Below are 18,898 nucleotides of genomic sequence, written 5' to 3' on the forward strand. Positions count from 1 at the left end.
GCTGCTCACGCTCCGGCGGTGGCGACGAGGACGGCGGCGACAGCCAGGACGACGGTGCCTGCGAGCAGCGCGCTCAGGTAGGTCTGCACGTTGCCGGTCTGCGCGCGGCGGACGGCCGCGCCGAGCCAGCGGGGCGCCGTGCCCGCGCCGCGTACGTACGTGTCGACGACCTCGCGGTCGAGGAACCGGACGAGGCGTGCGGCGGCTTGGACGGGGCGCACGAACAGGGCGGCGTAGACGGCGTCGAGGTGGAAGCCGACGGCGGCGTGCCGGTGCAGCGGGCCGAGCAGGAGGCGGCCGGGGTCGGCCGGATCGTGGGCGGCGGCCACGTCTCCGTAGGCGGGGGCGTGCGAGGCGATGGCCTCGGCTTCGACCAGGCCTCCGTCCGCCCCCGTGTCCGCGGCGACCGCGCCCATCGGGTGCCGGGCAGCGAGCACCGTGGTGTGGCGCCATGCCCCGTACGTGACGAGTCCGCCGACGAGGGCGAGTCCCGTGCCGAGGACGGAGGTGGTGAGGGTCGGGGTGAGCGAGTGGCCGTCGAACCAGTCCGGCAGGACGCCGACGGTGAGGCCGAAGGCGAGTGAGGGCACGGCGAGCACCCAGAGCACGGCGGTCATCGTGATGGGCTGGCTTCCGTGATCCGGGGCTTCGGGGCCCTTGCCGTTGAAGGCGAGCAGCCACAGACGCGTCGCGTAGGCGGCGGTGAGGAGGGCGGTCAGCAGACCGGCGACGAGGACGATCCAGCCCGCCGCGGTGGGTGCGGTCTCGGAGTGGCCAGTGGCCGCGTGCTCGGCGGCGCCCAGGACGGCTTCCTTGGAGAAGAAGCCGCTGAAGGGCGGGATCGCGGCGAGCGCGAGGAGCGCCACGGTCATCGTCCAGAAGGCGTCGGGGACCCGGTCGCGCAGGCCCTTCATGCGGGACATCGCGGCGAGCGAGTTGGTGCCCGCGGCGTGGATGATCACGCCGGCGCCGAGGAAGAGGAGCGCCTTGAAGGCGCCGTGCGAGAGGAGGTGGAAGACGGCGGCACCGCGGTCGCCGACGGCGAGGGCGCCGGTGAGATAGCCGAGCTGGCCGATCGTCGAGTACGCGAGGACGCGCTTGATGTCGTCCTGGGCGAGCGCGGCGATGGCCGAGCCGGCCATCGTGACGGCGGCCATGACGGCGAGGGCGACCAAGGCAGCCGACGAGGCAGCGAAGACCGGGAGGAGCCGGGCGACGAAGTAGACACCGGCGGCGACCATCGTCGCGGCGTGGATGAGCGCGGAGACGGGGGTGGGCCCCGCCATCGCGTCGGGCAGCCAGGTGTGCAGGGGGAACTGCGCGGACTTGCCCGCCACACCGGCGACGAGCAGCAGGGCGATCAGCGTCGGGTGGTCGAGGCCGCCGCCCGCGGCCGTCGCGACGACGGTCGTGATGCGGAAGGACCCGGCGTCGACGGCGAGCGCGAACAGGCCGATGAGGAAGGGGACGTCGCCGAGCTTGGTGACCAGGAAGGCCTTGAGGGAGGCGGCGCGGGCTTCGGGCGTCTCCCAGTAGTGGCCGACGAGGAAGTACGAGCAGATGCCCATGATCTCCCAGCCGACCAGGAGCACCATCAGGTCGCCGGAGTAGACGACGAGCAGCATCGCGGAGGTGAAGAGGGAGACGAGAGCGGCGTACGAGGGGTAGCGCGGGTCGTCGCGCAGGTAGCCCGTCGAGTAGATCTGCACGCAGGAGGCGACGACGCCGACCAGGACGGCGACGAGGGCGGCGAAGCCGTCGATGTGCAGGGCGAGTTCGATGGGGACCGAGCCGGTCGGGGTGAGCTCGGTGGCGGAGTCGATGTCGGCGCCGCCGCCGTGGCGGGCGGCGACCAGGACGGCGATGACCAGCGCCGCCAGGGTGGGCAGCACCGCCAGGGGGCGCACCAGACCCGGGACGGTGCGGCCGAGCAGCAGACCGGCGATCGCGCCGAGGAACGGCAGGAGGGGGATGAGTACGGCGAGGGTGGTCGTGGTCACGCGGTGGCCTCAGCCTTCTGCGACTTCTGCGACTTCTGTGCCGAGGCGGGCTCTTCGTTGCCGGGCTCTTCGGTGGCCGCGCCCCCGGTGTCGTCGCCGTCGTCGTCATCGGGGTCGTCGGGGCCCTCGGCGGTGTCGCGGAGGTCGTCGACGGCGGAGGAACCGCGGTTGCGGTAGACCGCCAGGACGATCGCGAGGCCGATGCCGATCTCCGCGGCGGCGATGGCGATGGTGAAGAGGGTGAGGGCCTGGCCGGAGTGGAGGGCGTCGCGGAGCCAGACGTCGAAGGCGACCAGGTTGAGGTTGACGGCGTTGAGCATGAGCTCGACGGACATCAGGACCAGGATCGCGTTGCGGCGGGCGAGCACCCCGTACAGGCCCACGCAGAAGAGGAGGACGGCCAGGACGGCGGGATAGGCGAGGTGCATCAGCGCTGCTCCTTGTCGCTGGGGGCACCGGTCGTGCGGGTGTCGCCGGGGGCATCGTTCAGGCGGGTCATGCGGGCGTTCCGGCGGGAGAGGACGATCGCGCCGACCAGGGCGGCGAGGAGCAGGACCGAGAGGGCCTCGAAAGGCAACACCCAGTGCTGGAAGAGGAACTTTCCGGTCACGGCGGTGGAGCCCTGGGTCTCGTCGGCGGCGCGGTCGAGTTCGATCCAGGTCGTCCGGAAGGCGTCGACGACGACCCAGACCAGGGCCGCCGCGGCGAGGACGGCCACCGCCAGCGCGACCGGGCGGTTGCCCGAATCGGCGTCCGGGGAGCGGCCGATGGGGGCCCTGGTGAGCATCAGTCCGAACAGGAGGAGTACGACGACGGAGCCGACATAGATCAGGACCTGTACCCAGGCGATGAACTCGGCGGTGAGCAGGAGGTACTCGACGGCCAGGCCGCCGAGCGTCGCCACGAGCCACAGGGCGGCGTGCACCAGCTGCTTCGTGGTGACGGTGACGATCGCCGAGCCGAGGGTCACGAGGCCGACCAGGAGGAAGGCGATCTCCACGCCCGTCGGGGAGAGGAAGCCCTGGGGGGCGTCGGCCGCCAGAGGCAGAGGGGCGTGGGCTGCTGTCGCCGCAGCGGCTGCGAGGATCACGCGTCTTCCTCCGGTCCGGACGGCGCTTCCCGTGAAGCCTCAGCGGCCTCGGGCGCCCGGGTTGCCCCAGTGGCCTGGGCTGCCTCGGCCGCTCGGGCTGCCTCTGCCGCTCGGGCTGCTTCGGCTGCTTCCGCTTCCTGGGCCGCGGCCAGCTTCTCCGCCGTCTTACGGGCGGTGGCGACTTCCTTGGGCTCCTCTGCCGCGGAGTCCAGGGCGGGCGGGGCCGGGACCGTCCACATCCAGTCGCGCAGCTTGTCGCGCTCGTGGGTGAGTTCGTGGATGTCGGTCTCGGCGTACTCGAACTCCGGGGACCAGAACAGTGCGTCGAAGGGGCAGACCTCGATGCAGATGCCGCAGTACATGCAGAGGGAGAAGTCGATGGCGAAGCGGTCGAGGACGTTGCGGCTGCGCTCGCGGCCGCCCTCGACGGCCGGCGGGACCGTCTCCTTGTGGGAGTCGATGTAGATGCACCAGTCCGGGCACTCGCGGGCGCAGAGCATGCAGACCGTGCAGTTCTCCTCGAAGAGCCCGATGACACCCCGGCTGCGGGGCGGGAGTTCGGGCTGGTGCTCGGGGTACTGCTCGGTGACGGTCTTCTTCGTCATCGTGCGGAGGGTGACGGCGAGGCCCTTGGCCAGGCCGGACCCGGGGATCGGAGCCATCAGTTGATCGCCACCTTCACGATTCCGGTGAGCGCGATCTGCGCGAGAGCGAGCGGGACGAGGAAGGTCCAGGAAAGCTTCTGGAGCTGGTCCTCACGGAGACGGGGGTAACTGACGCGCAGCCAGATCACGACGAAGGCGAGCAGCCCGGTCTTCAGGAGGGTCCACACCCAGCCGAGGCCGTCGGCGCCCCACGGCCCGTGCCAGCCGCCGAGGAAGAGGACGGTGGTGAGGCCGCAGAGGACGACGATCCCGGCGTACTCGGCGAGGAGGAAGAGGGCGAAACGCAGGCCCGTGTACTCGGTGTACGCGCCGAAGATGATCTCGGAGTCGGCGACCGGCATGTCGAAGGGCGGGCGCTGGAGTTCGGCGAGGCCCGCGACGAAGAAGACGAGGGCGCCGACGATCTGCCAGGGCAGCCACCACCACTCGAAGGCGTTGAGGATGCCGGGGAGCGAGACCGTCCCGGCCGCCATCGCGACCGAGGCCGCGGCGAGCAGCATCGGGAGTTCGTACGCCAGGAGCTGGGCGGCGGTGCGCAGGCCGCCGAGGAGGGAGAACTTGTTGGCGCTGGCCCAGCCCGCCATGAGCGAGCCGAGTACGCCGACGCCCATGACCGCGAGCACGAAGAAGATGCCCGCGTCGACGAGTTGACCGACGGCGCCTTCGCTCGGGCCGATGGGGATGGCGATCAGGACGAGGAGGTACGGCAGCAGGGCGACGGCGGGGGCGAGCTGGAAGATACGGCGGTCGGCCGCGGCCGGTACGACGTCTTCCTTCTGCGCGAACTTGACTCCGTCGGCGACGAGCTGGGCCCAGCCGTGGAAGCCACCCGCGTACATGGGGCCGAGGCGGCCCTGCATGTGGGCCATCACCTTGTGCTCGGTCTGGCCGATGACCAGGGGCAGGACGAGGAAGACGGCGAAGACGATGAGGAGACGCAGGGCGACGTCGAGCACGTCGGTCACTCCGAGCCTCCTGGGCGGTCGTCGCCGGTCTCGGCAGTTCCGTTGTCGGTGTTCGCGGATGTCTCGGGCGTCTCGGGCGTCCCGGGGGGCTCCGGTGTCTCGACGGTCTCGGGCGTCTCAGCCACCCCGGGCGTCTCGGGGGCGCCCGAAGCCGGTTCCTCCGCAGGTTCGAACGCCGGGCGCGCCTGGTGCCATGGGGCGTCGGAACCTGCCGCGGGCGCCTCGGGCTTCGCCTTGGGCGCGGGGGCCTCCGGCTTCGACTCCGGGGTCACCTCCGGCTTCGACTCCGGGGTCACCTCCGGCTTCGGCTCCGAGGACGCCTCCGGCTTCGCCACCGGCGGTGTGTCCGGCTTCGGCTCCGGCGGTGTGTCCCCCGCCGTTCGCTGTGACGCCGAGCCCTGGCTCACGCTCCGCGCCCGGCGCGGGGTCGGCGCCGGAGCCTCCGGCTGAGCACCCGCGGCCTGGTCGGCAGCGGCCTGATCGGCAGCGGCCGGACCGCCCGCCGCCTGGCTCGCCGAGCCCTCCCCCACCGTGCGTGTCCGGCGGGCGGGGCGGTCGCCTGCCGCGCGGGCGGCGCCGCGGGCCGGGCGGGCCGGGGCGGCGGGGAGTTGGCCCTTGAGGGGGCCCCATTCGTTCGGGTCGGGTACGCCGGGGGGCAGCATCTGGCGGCGCTTGGGCCCGCCGTGCTCCGACTCCCCCGGCTCCTTCGCGCCGGGCCACGCCTTCGCGACCCGGGCGGCCAGGACGAAGTCCTTGCGCAGGGGGTGTCCTTCGAAGGTGTCCGGGAGGAGCAGCGGAACCAGGTGCGGATGGCCCTCGAAAACGACGCCGAACATCTCGTGCGTCTCGCGCTCGTGCCATGCGGCGCCCGCGTAGACGTCGATCGCGGTCGGCAGGACCGGGGCGTCATGCGGAACGGTCGTACGGACGAGGAGGCGGCGTACGGGAGAAAGGGCGACGACGTGGGCCGAGACGTGGAAACCCTTGCCCGGCCCCGAGCCCGGCCCCGAGCCCGGTGCCGCGCCCGGTCCTGTGCCCGGTTCGTCGACGGCGCTCAGCCAGTCGAAATAGGTGCAGCTCAGGGTCGTGCGCGCGGTTTCGAGCGCCGCGATCCACGAGGTCGGCGGGACGTCGACCGTCAAGAGGTCGTACGACTCCTCCGCCGTGGCCTCCGCGCCGAAGAGATCCTCGACGGGGCTCGGCAGCCAGCCGGTCATGCCTTCCCCTCCCCGGTCTCGGAGGTCGGCATCGACTCGGAATCCGGCGCAGGCGGCTTCACCAGGCCGCTCCGGAGAGCCGCCGTCGAAGGACGGTTGCCGTTGCCCTTCCCATGGCCGTATCGCTCGCCGAGCGACTCCGCCGCGATCTTCTCCTGGAGCTTGAGGATGCCCTGGAGCAGCGCCTCGGGCCGGGGCGGGCAACCGGGTACGTACACGTCGACCGGGATGATCTGGTCGACGCCCTTGGTCACGGCGTACGAATCCCAGTAGGGGCCGCCGCAGTTGGAGCAGGCGCCGAAGGAGATGACGTACTTGGGCTCGGGCATCTGCTCGTACAGGCGCTTCACGGCCGGGGCCATCTTGTCCGTGACCGTGCCGGACACGACCATCAGGTCGGCCTGGCGCGGACCGGGCGCGAACGGGATCACGCCGAGCCGGATGAAGTCGTGCCGGGCCATGGAGGCGGCGATGAACTCGATGGCGCAGCAGGCGAGGCCGAAGTTGAAGACCCACAACGAATACCGGCGGCCCCAGTTGAGGACCACCTTCATGGGCTCGGGTGCCAGGCGCGAGAGCACACCGAGCTTCTGCGGTTCGGGCGTGGGGAGCAGTGTCGGCTCGGGCAGGAGCACGGGCTCCGGGGTGACGTCCGTGCGAGGACGCTCCGGGGTCACGTCCATGTGAGGACGCCCTTCTTGTATGCGTACAGAAGGCCCACGGTCAGGAAGCCGAGGAAGATGAACATCTCCACCAGCGTCGTCGCACCGTAGCCGGGCGCGGCGAAGACCGTCGCCCATGGGAAGAGGAAGATCGAGTCGACGGCGAAGATGACGTAGAGGAAGGCGTAGACGTAGTAGCGGACCTGGGTGTGGGCCCAGCCTTCGCCGACCGGGTCGACGCCGCACTCGTACGTCAGGAGTTTCTCGGGTGTCGGTACGACGGGCCTGAGCAGTCGTCCCGCGCCGAAGGCGACAGCGACGAACAGCACGCCGACGACGGCGAGCAGTCCGACGACGGAGTACGACTGGTAGTAGCTCGCCGCGACGTTTGTCACGTGCACGTCAGCCCCTCACTCCCTGACCGCCTCTGACACTCATCACTGTTCGACGATCTGTACGCACGGGAGTCTAGGGCCTGCTAAAGGTGAGGTAAGCAGAGCGTCACGCATCGGCAAGGACTGATCGCCCGGGATGAGGCCGGGATGAGGACTGATCGCCCGGGATGAGGCGCGGCGGGTGGGGTTATCCCCCGGGAGTCCTGGCGGCCCTCCTCATGGCATCGCGGCGCCGAGCCGTGCACTCTGACGCTTATGACCGCACGCGCCATGTCCTCGACCACGTCCCCGGCGTACCCGCCGTCCTCGCCACCGCCGCCCGCGCGCTTCGCGGCGTACGACCCGCAGACCTGGAAGGAGATCGCGCACCTTCTCGCCAACCTGCCGATCGGCGTGGCCGGATTCGTCTACGTGGTCGTGACGCTCGCGGCCGGCGGGGGCCTCGCCGTGACGGTCGTCGGCCTGCCGCTGCTCGCGGGCGCGCTGCTCGGCGCGCGGCTCATCGGCAGGGCGGAACGGGCGCGGACGCGGAAACTGCTCGGGCTGCGGATCGACGAGCCGAGCCCGATGCCGAGGCACCGGGGGCACGGCTTCTTCAGCTGGCTGTGGTCGAGCCTGAAGGATCCGGTCGGCTGGCGCACGATGCTGTACGCGTTCATGCGGCTGCCCTGGGGCGTGGTGACCTTCGCCGTCACGCTGGTCGGGCTCTTCGTGCTCTGGCCGGTGCTCCCCTACATCGTGCGCGGCCTGACCAACGCGGACCGGGCGATGGTGCGCGGGTTGCTCTCGCCCTCCGACGAACTGGAGCGGCGCATCTCCGAGTTGGAGTCGGACCGCGGTGTCGTCGTCGACACGGCCGCGGCCGACCTGCGCCGCATCGAGCGCGACCTGCACGACGGGGCGCAGGCCCGCCTGGTGGCACTCGCCATGGGGCTCGGTCTGGCCAAGGAGAAGCTCCTGGAGGGCCAGGCCGACGACACTGTGGCGGCGATGGTCGACGAGGCGCACGGCGAGGTGAAGCTCGCCCTCCAGGAGCTGCGCGACCTGGCCCGAGGCATCCACCCGGCGGTCCTGACCGACCGGGGCCTGGACGCCGCGCTGTCCTCGGTGGCCTCGCGGTGCACGGTCCCGGTGAAGGTGACCGCCGATCTGCCGGCGCGCCCGGCTGCCGCGATCGAGGGCATCGCGTACTTCACGGTCTCGGAGTTGCTGCAGAACGTCAGCAAGCACAGCGGTGCGCGTACGGCGTCCGTGGAGGTGTGGCGTGCCGACCAGCGGCTGCTCATCCAGGTGTGGGACGACGGCAGGGGCGGCGCGCGTCTGGACGGGGGTTCGGGCATGGCGGGCCTCGCGGACCGGCTCGGCGCGGTCGACGGCCTGTTCGTCATCGATTCCCCGGAGGGCGGCCCCACGACGATCACGGCGGAGCTGCCGTGGCGGGACAGGGACCTCGACGCGCGAGGGTGATGACGAGGGTGGGGAAAACCCCCGGTCGAAGACACCTACGCACCACATGGTCCCGATCAGCCGCGGCCAGCACTCTTGAGATACGACGCCCGACCAGAGCACGACCGAGCAGAAACGGACGACACCGATGGCCACGGAGTACGGACAGGAGTACGGGCGCATGAATCGTTCGGAGTTCCGGGGATCCGACCTCGATGAGCGACGGCGTCGTATTCCCGCCGGGCTGCGGGCGCCGATCGAGGCACGCGCCTGGAAGGAGTTCGGCTATGTGCTGCTGAGCCTGCCGATCAGCATCATCACGTTCACGTTCGCGGTCACGATGCTGTCGGTCGGCGCCGGCCTGCTGATCACGTTCATCGGCATCCCGGTGCTCGCCGCGGGGCTCGCCGCCTGCCGCGGCATCGGCACCCTCGAGCGGGTGCGGGCTCGGGCGCTTCTGGGCGTCGAGGTGGCCAACCCGCAGCCGCTGCGGCCCAAGAACGGCGGCGGGCTCATGGCGTGGATGGGCGCCGTGCTCAAGAGCGGCGCCTCCTGGCGGCACGTCCTCTACGCCATCCTCCACATGCCCTGGGCCGTCTTCTCCTTCGCCGTGTCGGTGGTCTTCTGGTCGTACGGCTGGGCGATGCTCACGTACCCGCTGTGGCAGTGGCTCTTCCCGCTCTACGGCGGCCAGGGCGGCATCCAGCTCTACGGCGACGACAACCACCGCGTCTATCTGGACAACCCCTTCGAGATCGGCGTCACCGCCCTCACCGGGCTGCTGATCACGCTCGCCACGCCCTGGATCATCCGCGCCCTGACCACCGTCGACCGTGTGATGGTGGCCGGTCTGCTCGGCCCGTCGAGCCTGGCCACGCGCGTCGTCGAGCTGGAGTCGGACCGCGGTGTCGTCGTCGACACGGCCGCGGCCGACCTGCGCCGCATCGAGCGCGACCTGCACGACGGCGCACAGGCCCGCCTGGTGGCGCTCGCCATGGATCTGGGCCTGGCCAAGGAGAAGCTGACCGAGGACCCGGAGGCCGCGGCGCGCATGGTGGGCGAGGCGCACGGTGAGGTGAAGGTGGCCCTCCAGGAGCTGCGCGACCTGGCCCGCGGCATCCACCCGGCGGTCCTGACCGACCGCGGCCTGGACGCGGCGCTGTCCTCGCTCGCCGCGCGGTGCACGGTTCCGGTCCAGGTCGAGGTGGACCTGCCCGCGCGCCCGGCTGCCGCGATCGAGGGCATCGCGTACTTCACGGTCTCCGAGCTCCTGCAGAACATCAGCAAGCACGCGCGGGCGTCCCGTGGCTCGGTCGACGTGTGGCAGGTCGAGGACCGGCTGATGCTTCAGGTCTCCGACGACGGCTCCGGCGGCGCTGACGTGACCGGCGGCTCCGGCCTCGCCGGGCTCGCCGAGCGGCTCGACGCGGTGGACGGCATCCTGGTCGTGGATTCGCCGGTGGGCGGACCCACGACGGTGACCGCCGAGTTGCCCTGGCGGGCGTAGCGCGGACATCTCTCCGCTCACCCACCCGATCGCCCCGCAGCACGGGGAGGCCGGGTGGGTATTGCCGTGCCCCCCCGTGCCCGCCGTGAGCGAATACGAGCAAGCGGTCGTCCGCGAACGCAGTAACGCCCCTTGTACGCGTTCGTAGGCGCGATACTGAGGTGCCGGGGGACAACCAGAATCGAAAGTGCCGGGGGGCCTTGAACGTGGAGGACAAAGTGCGGGTCGTCATCGCCGAGGATTCGGTGCTGCTCAGAGAGGGCCTGACCCGGTTGCTGACCGACCGCGGGCACGACGTCGTCGCGGGGGTGGGCGACGCGGAAGCACTGATCAAGACGATCAACGAACTCTCCTCGGAGGGCGCGCTGCCCGACGTGGTGGTCGCCGACGTGCGGATGCCGCCGACGCACACCGACGAGGGAGTGCGGGCCGCGGTGCACCTGCGCCAGCAGTTCCCGGGGCTCGGGGTGCTCGTCCTCTCCCAGTACGTCGAGGAGCGGTACGCGACGGAGCTGCTCGCCGGGTCCAGCCGGGGAGTGGGCTATCTGCTCAAGGACCGTGTCGCCGAGGTGCGCGAGTTCGTGGACGCGGTGGTGCGGGTGGCGCAGGGCGGCACGGCGCTCGACCCGGAGGTCGTGGCGCAGCTGCTCGGCCGCAGCCGCAAGCAGGACGTCCTGGCGGGGCTTACTCCGCGCGAGCGCGAGGTACTCGGTCTGATGGCCGAGGGGCGGACGAACTCGGCGGTGGCACGGCAGTTGGTGGTGAGTGACGGCGCGGTGGAGAAGCACGTCAGCAACATCTTCCTGAAGCTGGGGCTCTCCCAGAGCGACGGGGACCACCGGCGCGTGCTGGCGGTTCTCACCTACCTCAACTCCTAGCGATCTGACGCCCTGTCAGCTATCTGATATCCGCGGAAACAATTGCACACCGGCAGAGCACCGGCACGAGCACGAGTTCCGGCATCAGTACGAGTTCCAGCATCAGTACGGAGAACAGTCCTAGAACCAAAGGATGAGTGGGGGCGTCTTCCATGACGGGCCGGGGGGCCAGGCAGACCACGACAAAACGGGGCATTAAAGCGTCTCAAAAGTGTGTCCGTCATGCGATCAACCCCAGGAAGGCGACCCTTACAGACGTAGGGTGGGCCTTGGGAAGGCCGGTCGCCCAGCCTTTCCCGCTCAGCCGCCCGAGGGAGGTTCAGTTCAGTGACCAGCCAGGTCAGTAGCCCAGCCGAGCAGGCCGATGGGGCAGTCGTCGGAGAACAGCGCAAGCACGCTGGTGAGAAGGATGTACGCCGTCTGGACAGGGTGATCATCCGCTTCGCGGGTGACTCCGGTGACGGTATGCAGCTCACCGGTGACCGGTTCACCTCAGAGACGGCGTCCTTCGGGAACGACTTGTCGACACTGCCGAACTTTCCCGCCGAGATCCGTGCTCCTGCCGGGACGCTGCCGGGTGTCTCCTCCTTTCAGCTGCACTTCGCCGACCACGACATCCTCACGCCCGGTGACGCGCCCAACGTCCTGGTCGCGATGAACCCGGCCGCGCTGAAGGCGAACATCGCCGATGTGCCGCGCGGCGCGGAGATCATCGTCAACACGGACGAGTTCACGAAGCGGGCGATGGCGAAGGTCGGCTACGAGGCCTCACCGCTGGAAGACGGTTCGCTGGACGGCTACAGCGTCCACCCGGTGCCGCTGACGACGCTGACGGTGGAGGCGCTCAAGGAGTTCGACCTCTCGCGCAAGGACGCGGGCCGCAGCAAGAACATGTTCGCGCTCGGGTTGCTGTCGTGGATGTATCACCGGCCGACCGAGGGCACGGAGAAGTTCCTGCGGGCGAAGTTCGCCAAGAAGCCGGACATCGCCGAGGCCAACATCGCGGCCTTCCACGCCGGTTGGAACTTCGGCGAGACGACCGAGGACTTCGCGGTCTCCTACGAGGTGGCTCCGGCCGCCCATGCCTTCCCGGCCGGCACCTACCGCAACATCTCGGGGAATCTGGCCCTCTCGTACGGGCTGATCGCCGCGGGGCGGCAGGCGGATCTGCCGCTGTATCTGGGTTCGTACCCGATCACTCCGGCCTCGGACATCCTGCACGAGCTGTCCAAGCACAAGAACTTCGGCGTGCGTACCTTCCAGGCCGAGGACGAGATCGCGGGCATCGGGGCGGCGCTGGGGGCCGCCTTCGGCGGTTCGCTGGCGGTGACGACGACCTCGGGGCCCGGCGTGGCGCTGAAGTCGGAGACCATCGGGCTCGCGGTGTCGCTGGAGCTGCCGCTGCTGGTGGTGGACATTCAGCGGGGTGGGCCTTCCACCGGTCTGCCGACCAAGACGGAGCAGGCGGATCTGCTGCAGGCAATGTTCGGGCGCAATGGTGAGGCGCCGGTGCCGATCGTGGCGCCCCGGACGCCGGCGGACTGTTTCGACGCGGCGATCGAGGCGGCGCGGATCGCGGTCACCTACCGCACCCCGGTCTTCCTGCTGAGCGACGGCTACCTGGCCAACGGCTCCGAGCCCTGGCGCATCCCGGACACCGACGAACTCCCCGACCTGCGCGTGCAGTTCGCCTCGGGCACCAATCACACCGAGGACGACGGCACCGAAGTCTTCTGGCCCTACAAGCGCGACCCGCAGACCCTCGCCCGTCCGTGGGCGATCCCGGGCACGCCCGGCCTCGAACACCGCATCGGCGGGATCGAGAAGCAGGACGGCACCGGCAACATCTCCTACGACCCCGCCAACCACGACTTCATGGTCCGCACCCGCCAGGCCAAGATCGACGGCATCGAGGTGCCCGACATCGAAGTCGACGACGAGAATGGCGACGCCACGCTGCTCGTTCTCGGCTGGGGTTCGACGTACGGGCCCATCACCGCGGCGGTACGGCGCCTGCGGGCGGCCGGCGAAAGCGTGGCCCAGGCCCATCTGCGCCACCTCAACCCCTTCCCGCGGAATCTGGGCGAGGTCCTCAAGCGTTACGACAAGGTGGTGATCCCCGAGATGAACCTCGGCCAGCTCGCCACACTGCTGCGCGCCAAGTACCTCGTGGACGCGGTCTCGTACAACCAGGTCAACGGCATGCCGTTCAAGGCCGAGCAGCTCGCCACGGCTCTCAAGGAGGCCAGCAATGGCTGATACGAAGACCGAAGGCACCGGGAGCACGATCGAAGCGCTTTCGCTGGTGCCCAAGGCCGAGGCCAAGCAATCCATGAAGGACTTCAAGTCCGATCAGGAGGTGCGCTGGTGCCCCGGCTGCGGGGACTACGCCGTCCTGGCCGCCGTGCAGGGCTTCATGCCCGAGCTCGGTCTGGCCAAGGAGAACATCGTCTTCGTCTCCGGTATCGGCTGTTCCTCGCGCTTCCCGTACTACATGAACACCTACGGGATGCACTCCATCCACGGCCGCGCCCCCGCCATCGCCACCGGACTCGCCTCCTCGCGACGGGACTTGAGCGTGTGGGTGGTCACCGGAGACGGCGACGCGCTGTCCATCGGCGGCAACCACCTCATCCACGCCCTGCGCCGCAACGTCAACCTCAAGATCCTGCTCTTCAACAACCGGATCTACGGCCTGACCAAGGGCCAGTACTCCCCGACCTCCGAGGTCGGCAAGATCACCAAGTCGACGCCGATGGGGTCGCTGGACGCCCCCTTCAACCCGGTGTCCCTGGCGATCGGGGCGGAGGCGTCGTTCGTGGCGCGGACGGTGGACTCCGACCGCAAGCACCTCACCTCCGTGCTGCGCCAGGCCGCCGAACATCCCGGCACCGCACTGGTGGAGATCTACCAGAACTGCAACATTTTCAACGACGGCGCCTTCGAGGTGCTCAAGGACAAGCAGCAGGCCGAGGAGGCGGTGATCCGTCTGGAGCATGGCCAGCCGATCCGCTTCGGGGCCGAAGGCGCCAAGGGCGTCGTACGCGACCCGGCCACCGGCGACCTCAAAGTCGTCCCGGTCACCCCTGAGACCGAGTCTCAGATTCTGGTCCACGACGCGCACTCCACCTCACCCACCCAGGCCTTCGCGCTGTCCCGCCTCGCGGACCCCGACACCCTGCACCACACCCCCATCGGCGTCTTCCGCAACACCGAGCGACCGGTCTACGACACCCTCATGTCCGACCAGCTCGACACCGCCATAGAGCAGAACGGCAAGGGCGACCTGGCCGCGCTGCTCGCGGGCGGCGACACCTGGACCGTCGTCGGATAGTCGGGGAGTCGGATAGCTCGGCCCTTGGCCCAACTCGCTTGTGCCGAAGCCCGGTTCTGGAGTCGCACCGACTCTCAGGACCGGGCTTCGTCGTACGCCTGACGTGCTTCCTGTACGGCCCCCAGACGTCGCTCGGTCCACTCGGCGAGCTCCCGGACCTGCGCGCCGACCTCGCGCCCCAGGTCGGTGAGCGAGTAGTCGACGCGCGGCGGAATGACCGGCTTGGCGTCGCGACGCACGAGACCGTCGCGCTCCAGGGTCTGCAAAGTCTGCGCCAGCATCTTCTCGCTGACCCGGCCGAGTGCTCGGCGCAGCTCGCTGAAGCGGTACGAGCGTTCCTCCAGGGCGATCAGGACGAGCACCCCCCAGCGGCTCGTGACGTGTTCCAGGACGAGGCGCTGCGGGCACATTCCCTCGTCCCCGAGGTTCCAGTTACTTACTGCCATGCCAGTACCTTACTTCAAAGTGGGTACTTTCCAATAGTTAGCGCCCGACGTAGGCTCATCGTCAGAACCGCACCAAAGGGAGATTCCAGACATGAGCATCGTCGTCACCGGAGCCACCGGACACCTCGGCCGTCTCGTCATCGACGGACTGCTCGACGCGCGGGTGCCCGCCGGGCAGATAGCCGCCGTCGTGCGCGACAAGGAGAAGGCCGCCGACATCGCCGCACGCGGCGTCGAGCTGCGCGTCGCGGACTACAGCGCGCCCGAGACCCTCTCCGGCGCCTTCGCCGCGGGCGACAGGGTCCTGCTGATCTCCGGCAGCGAGGTCGGGCAGCGCGTGCCGCAGCACACGGCGGTGATCGACGCGGCCCGTGCGGCGGGCGTCGAACTGCTCGCGTACACCGGCGTCCTCGGCGGACCCGACGCCGACTTCGACCTCGCGGCCGAGCACAAGGAGACTGAGCGGCTCATCCTGGAATCCGGCCTTCCGCACACGTTCCTGCGCAACGGCTGGTACCACGAGAACTACACGGCGAACCTCGCCCCCGTCCTGGAGCACGGCGCCGTCGTCGCCTCCGCGGGCGAGGGCAGGGTCGCCTCCGCCTCGCGCGCCGACTACGCGGCGGCCGCCGTCGCCGTGCTGACCGGCGAGGGCCACGAGGGCAAGGCGTACGAGCTCAGCGGCGATGTCGCGTGGAGCTTCGCCGAGTACGCCGCCGAGGTCGCCCGGCAGAGCGGCAAGGACATCTCGTACGCGAACGTTCCCGCCGAGCAGAACCTCGCGATCCTGACCGGCGCCGGTCTTCCCGAGCCGCTCGCCGCGATCCTCGTCGACGTGGACTCGGCGATCGAGCGAGGGCTGCTCGCCGGTACGAGCGGCGATCTGGCCCGGCTCATCGGGCGTCCCACGACGCCTGTCGCCGACGCGATCTCGGCCGCGCTCAAGGGTTGAGGGCGGGCTCAGGCCGAGCGGGGTGTGGGGCAAAAGCCCGGCAGGACCGGCGAGACGGACGTCATGACCGTTTTCGTGAGACGGGCATGACACGGGGGTGTCCGGGCCGCTACCTTTTTCGGGGCAGCGTGGGGCTGCCTCGCACCAAGGAGGGGCCGTGGACGCCGCCGCAGCTGAGAAGTCGAAGAGCGAGCAGCGCATAGGACTGCTGAACGGCTTCGCGGCCTACGGGATGTGGGGCCTCGTGCCCCTCTTCTGGCCCCTCCTCAAGCCGGCCGGGGCGGGCGAGATCCTCGCGCACCGGATGGCGTGGTCGCTCGTCGTGGTCGGCATCGCCCTGCTGCTCGTGCGGCGCTGGGCGTGGGCGGGCGAGCTCATCCGGCAGCCTCGCAAGCTGGGTCTCGTGACGATCGCCGCGGCGGTCATCACGATCAACTGGGGTGTCTACATCTGGGCCGTGAACTCCGGCCACGTCGTGGAGGCGTCCCTCGGCTACTTCATCAACCCCTTGGTCACCATCGCGATGGGCGTCCTGCTCCTCGGTGAACGGCTGCGTACCGTGCAGTGGGTGGCCGTCGCCGTCGGCCTCGCGGCGGTCCTCGTGCTCGCCTTCGGGTACGGGCAGCCGCCGTGGATCTCGCTCTGCCTCGCCTTCTCCTTCGCCACGTACGGCCTGGTGAAGAAGAAGGTCGGCCTCAGCGGGCTCGAGTCGCTGACCGCCGAGACCGCGATCCAGTTCCTGCCCGCGGTCGGGTTCCTGGTGTGGCTCGGGGCGCGGGGCGACGCCACGTTCGGCGCGGAGGGCTTCGGGCACGCGGCGCTCCTTGCGGCGACCGGTCTTGTCACCGCCATACCCCTGGTCTGCTTCGGGGCCGCCGCGATCCGGGTGCCGCTGGCGACGCTGGGGATGCTGCAGTACCTCGCGCCCGTCTTCCAGTTCCTGCTCGGCATCCTGTACTTCCACGAGGCGATGCCGCCTGAGCGGTGGGCCGGGTTCGGTCTTGTGTGGCTGGCGCTGACTCTGCTGACCTGGGACGCGTTGCGCACCGCGCGGCGTAATGCGGTTCGGTTGGCTGCCGCGCGGCAAAATTCCGCCGTGCCTGTGCCTGTGCCTGTGCCCGTCGCCGGGCGGGGGACAGAGCCGATGACTCCCGCCGCGGGGCGGGAGGAGTCCGCGGTCTGAGCCGCCCGCCCTGTCGGCTGCCGTTCGCTTCTCTGCGGCTGCCGTTCGCTCTTCTGCGGGTTCGTCTTGCTCCCGCGGTTTCGTCGTACTTCTGCGGGCGCGTCGTGGCTGGTCGCGCAGTTCCCCGCGCCCCTTTCGGGCGCCTCGCCGTTGCCTTCCGCGGGTGCGTTCTGGCTGAGCGCGCCGTTCCTCGCGCCCCTTCGGGGCCCCCGCCGCCCCACTTCCGCGGGAGCGTCGTGGCCGAATCGCGCCGTTCCCCGGCTTCGGCTTCAGCGATGCCTTCAAACGGATCCGCGGCATCGCCCCCCAGCACCTACCGCGCCTCCCTGACGCCCGACCGGGCGAAATACGTCGGCCCCACCTCCTGCGATTTGGGCAGCATCGTCGCTACCTTCACCCATAAGGGATCAGAAGTGATCGAAAGCGACATGACCTGACCGAAAACGGCGGGAGGTCGAGACCCTCGTGCCCAAGATCGCGCCCGAGCCCGTGCCCGAGGCCTCGGGCGAGCCGCCGGCCGGAGCCCCGCGTTCGACCTGCCGCCGCCCCGCTCCCCGGCTCTCCCGCCGCGGCGACTTCCCCCTTCTCGTCGCCTGCGTCGCCTTCGCCGCCCTCTCCCTCGCTCTCGTCCCGCTCACCCTGTCCCTCGGCTGGGACGAGATCGTCTACGCGAGCCGATTCCCCCCGTACGCCCCCGCCACCCCGTTCAGCGCTCCCCGCACCCGTGGCGTCCCGCTGCTCATCTCCCCCGTCGCGGCCTGGAGCGACTCGACCGTCCTGCTCAGGATCTGGCTGACGCTGCTCTCGACCGTCGCCCTCTACCTGGGCTTCAGCCCCTGGCTGCGCGTCATCGCACGGCGTCCCGCCGTGGTCGGCGTCGCTGCCGGGCTCTACGGAAGCCTCTGGTTCACGCTGTTCTACGCGAACGCCGCGATGCCGAACCACTACACCGCCATGGGCGTCACGGCCGCGGTCGGACTGTTCCTCGCGGCCCGCCCCGGGCGCCTCGCCCACGCGGGGATCGCGGCGGGGCTCGCTCTGGCCGCCTTGATGCGGCCGAACGACGGTGCCGCCGTCGCCGTGCCGCTGCTCGCCGCCGCCCTGCTCGTGCCCGCCTGGCGGACGAAGGGGCGTGTCGTCGCCGTGGCGGGCGGCGTCCTGGCCGGTCTGCTGCCGTGGGCCGTCGAGGCGTACGTGCGCTTCGGCGGCGTACGCGAACGGCTCAACGCCGCGAGCGAGGTGCAGGGCGGCCTGCGCCCCCTGGCCGCCATCGAGGCCCAGTTCACCGCCCTGGACGGCCCTCTGCTCTGCCGCCCGTGCACCGCCGACCAGCTCAGGATCGTGGCCGCGGGGTGGTGGCTCCTCCTTCCCCTGCTCGTGGCCGCGGGGCTGTGGGCCACGGGGAGGTCGCGAGGCCGGAGGGAGAAAGCCGGCGACGCACCGCAAGACGCCCGGAACGGCGCCCCGGGCCGCCCCACGGACGGCACCGCGGAAAAGACCGTCGGCGCCCCGCAAGGCGCCGCCCCTCACGCCACCCCCCGCGCCACCGCCCCGCAAGCAATCCGCCCCGCCCTCCAACTGGCCGTCGTCGTCGCCGTATCCGTCGCTCTGCCCTACCTCCTCCTCGTCCCCTACGGCGCCCCCCGCTTCCTCCTCCCCGCCCACGCCCTCCTCGCCGTCCCCGCGGCCCTCGGCCTCCTCGCCCTCGTCGACCGGGGGCAACGCGCCGTCACCGTCGCTGTCGCCGTCGCCCTCGTCGCCCACCTCGGGGTCCAGCTCCCGCTCGCCCTCGGCAACGCCCGTATCCAGGCCGGTGCCCGCGGCGACTGGGTTCGCGTCACCGGTGTCCTGTACGAGCAGGGGGTCCGCGCCCCGTGTCTCCTGAAGGGCAGCACTTCGGTGATCCCCATCGCGTACGTCTCCGGATGCTCGGCCGCCCGGCAGGACGACCCGCGACAGCCCGCCGCCCTGGTCCTGCGGGAGAAACAGCCCCCGCGCTGGGCCCGCGACTGGCGGCGGCACCCCGTGCCGGACACCTACGCCCCCGGCTGGACCGTGCTCGTGCCGCCGACGACGACGGCCGCCGCACGGAACGCCTCGCCCGATATGCGCTCTTGACGCCCGGTCAACCTCGCCCGCACCATCAGGCACGCCAATT

At 70.6% G+C, this 18,898-nt stretch carries 17 protein-coding genes; 8 read left to right on the forward strand and 9 right to left on the reverse strand.

What is annotated here, in order from left to right:
• Positions 1-5 precede the first annotated feature (5 nt).
• From AB0I94_RS21140 to AB0I94_RS21175, 8 genes are read right to left on the reverse strand one after another with little or no spacing between them, the layout of a single operon-like run.
• Positions 6-2,000 (reverse strand): NADH-quinone oxidoreductase subunit L, encoded by a 1,995-nt coding sequence (locus AB0I94_RS21140; RefSeq protein WP_363311103.1) that lies wholly within the window; start codon positions 1,998-2,000, stop codon positions 6-8.
• Positions 1,997-2,428: an NADH-quinone oxidoreductase subunit NuoK gene (gene nuoK / locus AB0I94_RS21145; RefSeq protein WP_363311104.1), complete on the reverse strand. Its 432-nt coding sequence runs from the start codon at positions 2,426-2,428 to the stop codon at positions 1,997-1,999. Before nuoK ends, AB0I94_RS21140 begins: the two co-directional genes overlap by 4 nt.
• Positions 2,428-3,090: an NADH-quinone oxidoreductase subunit J gene (locus tag AB0I94_RS21150; RefSeq protein ID WP_363311105.1), complete on the reverse strand. Its 663-nt coding sequence runs from the start codon at positions 3,088-3,090 to the stop codon at positions 2,428-2,430. The genes nuoK and AB0I94_RS21150 overlap by 1 nt, the downstream gene beginning before the upstream one ends.
• Positions 3,087-3,752 (reverse strand): NADH-quinone oxidoreductase subunit I, encoded by a 666-nt coding sequence (locus AB0I94_RS21155; RefSeq protein ID WP_363311106.1) that lies wholly within the window; start codon positions 3,750-3,752, stop codon positions 3,087-3,089. Before AB0I94_RS21155 ends, AB0I94_RS21150 begins: the two co-directional genes overlap by 4 nt.
• A complete protein-coding gene (locus AB0I94_RS21160; protein ID WP_363311107.1) occupies positions 3,752-4,720 on the reverse strand; it encodes a complex I subunit 1 family protein in 969 nt (322 codons plus the stop codon). Before AB0I94_RS21160 ends, AB0I94_RS21155 begins: the two co-directional genes overlap by 1 nt.
• Complete coding sequence (locus AB0I94_RS21165) at positions 4,717-5,937, reverse strand: NADH-quinone oxidoreductase subunit C (protein ID WP_363311108.1); 1,221 nt, start codon at positions 5,935-5,937, stop codon at positions 4,717-4,719. The genes AB0I94_RS21160 and AB0I94_RS21165 overlap by 4 nt, the downstream gene beginning before the upstream one ends.
• Positions 5,934-6,620 (reverse strand): NADH-quinone oxidoreductase subunit B family protein, encoded by a 687-nt coding sequence (locus AB0I94_RS21170; protein WP_363311109.1) that lies wholly within the window; start codon positions 6,618-6,620, stop codon positions 5,934-5,936. The genes AB0I94_RS21165 and AB0I94_RS21170 overlap by 4 nt, the downstream gene beginning before the upstream one ends.
• The gene (locus tag AB0I94_RS21175; protein WP_266863289.1) at positions 6,611-7,000 is read right to left on the reverse strand and encodes an NADH-quinone oxidoreductase subunit A; all 390 of its coding nucleotides are present in this window, start codon (positions 6,998-7,000) and stop codon (positions 6,611-6,613) included. Before AB0I94_RS21175 ends, AB0I94_RS21170 begins: the two co-directional genes overlap by 10 nt.
• Positions 7,001-7,249: 249 nt before the next feature.
• Between AB0I94_RS21175 and AB0I94_RS21180 the strand changes: the two genes are divergently transcribed.
• From AB0I94_RS21180 to AB0I94_RS21200, 5 genes are all read left to right on the forward strand, one after another.
• Positions 7,250-8,461 (forward strand): sensor domain-containing protein, encoded by a 1,212-nt coding sequence (locus AB0I94_RS21180; RefSeq protein WP_363311110.1) that lies wholly within the window; start codon positions 7,250-7,252, stop codon positions 8,459-8,461.
• 127 nt (positions 8,462-8,588) lie between these two features.
• On the forward strand, positions 8,589-9,947 hold the full coding sequence (locus AB0I94_RS21185) for a sensor domain-containing protein (RefSeq protein ID WP_363311111.1): 1,359 nt from the start codon (positions 8,589-8,591) through the stop codon (positions 9,945-9,947).
• 218 nt (positions 9,948-10,165) lie between these two features.
• Positions 10,166-10,825, forward strand: a complete 660-nt coding sequence (locus AB0I94_RS21190) for a response regulator transcription factor (RefSeq protein WP_363311227.1) — start codon at positions 10,166-10,168, stop codon at positions 10,823-10,825.
• A gap of 327 nt (positions 10,826-11,152) precedes the next feature.
• Entirely contained in the window at positions 11,153-13,084 is a 1,932-nt protein-coding gene (locus tag AB0I94_RS21195) for a 2-oxoacid:acceptor oxidoreductase subunit alpha (RefSeq protein ID WP_363311112.1), read from the forward strand.
• Positions 13,077-14,159, forward strand: coding sequence for a 2-oxoacid:ferredoxin oxidoreductase subunit beta (locus AB0I94_RS21200; protein WP_363311113.1), 1,083 nt, complete (start codon positions 13,077-13,079; stop codon positions 14,157-14,159). Before AB0I94_RS21195 ends, AB0I94_RS21200 begins: the two co-directional genes overlap by 8 nt.
• A 74-nt stretch (positions 14,160-14,233) precedes the next feature.
• On the opposite strand, the gene AB0I94_RS21205 is transcribed toward AB0I94_RS21200, so the two are convergent.
• Entirely contained in the window at positions 14,234-14,605 is a 372-nt protein-coding gene (locus tag AB0I94_RS21205; RefSeq protein ID WP_363311114.1) for a helix-turn-helix domain-containing protein, read from the reverse strand.
• A gap of 91 nt (positions 14,606-14,696) precedes the next feature.
• On the opposite strand from AB0I94_RS21205, the gene AB0I94_RS21210 reads away from it, so the two are divergent.
• From AB0I94_RS21210 to AB0I94_RS21220, 3 genes are all read left to right on the forward strand, one after another.
• Complete coding sequence (locus AB0I94_RS21210) at positions 14,697-15,557, forward strand: SDR family oxidoreductase (RefSeq protein WP_363311115.1); 861 nt, start codon at positions 14,697-14,699, stop codon at positions 15,555-15,557.
• A gap of 157 nt (positions 15,558-15,714) precedes the next feature.
• The gene (gene rarD, locus AB0I94_RS21215; RefSeq protein WP_363311116.1) at positions 15,715-16,740 is read left to right on the forward strand and encodes an EamA family transporter RarD; all 1,026 of its coding nucleotides are present in this window, start codon (positions 15,715-15,717) and stop codon (positions 16,738-16,740) included.
• 465 nt (positions 16,741-17,205) lie between these two features.
• The gene (locus AB0I94_RS21220; RefSeq protein ID WP_363311118.1) at positions 17,206-18,858 is read left to right on the forward strand and encodes a hypothetical protein; all 1,653 of its coding nucleotides are present in this window, start codon (positions 17,206-17,208) and stop codon (positions 18,856-18,858) included.
• The last annotated feature ends 40 nt before the right edge of the window (positions 18,859-18,898 follow it).

The sequence above is a fragment of the Streptomyces sp. NPDC050147 genome (genome assembly GCF_040660195.1).
Classification (GTDB): Bacteria; Actinomycetota; Actinomycetes; order Streptomycetales; family Streptomycetaceae; genus Streptomyces.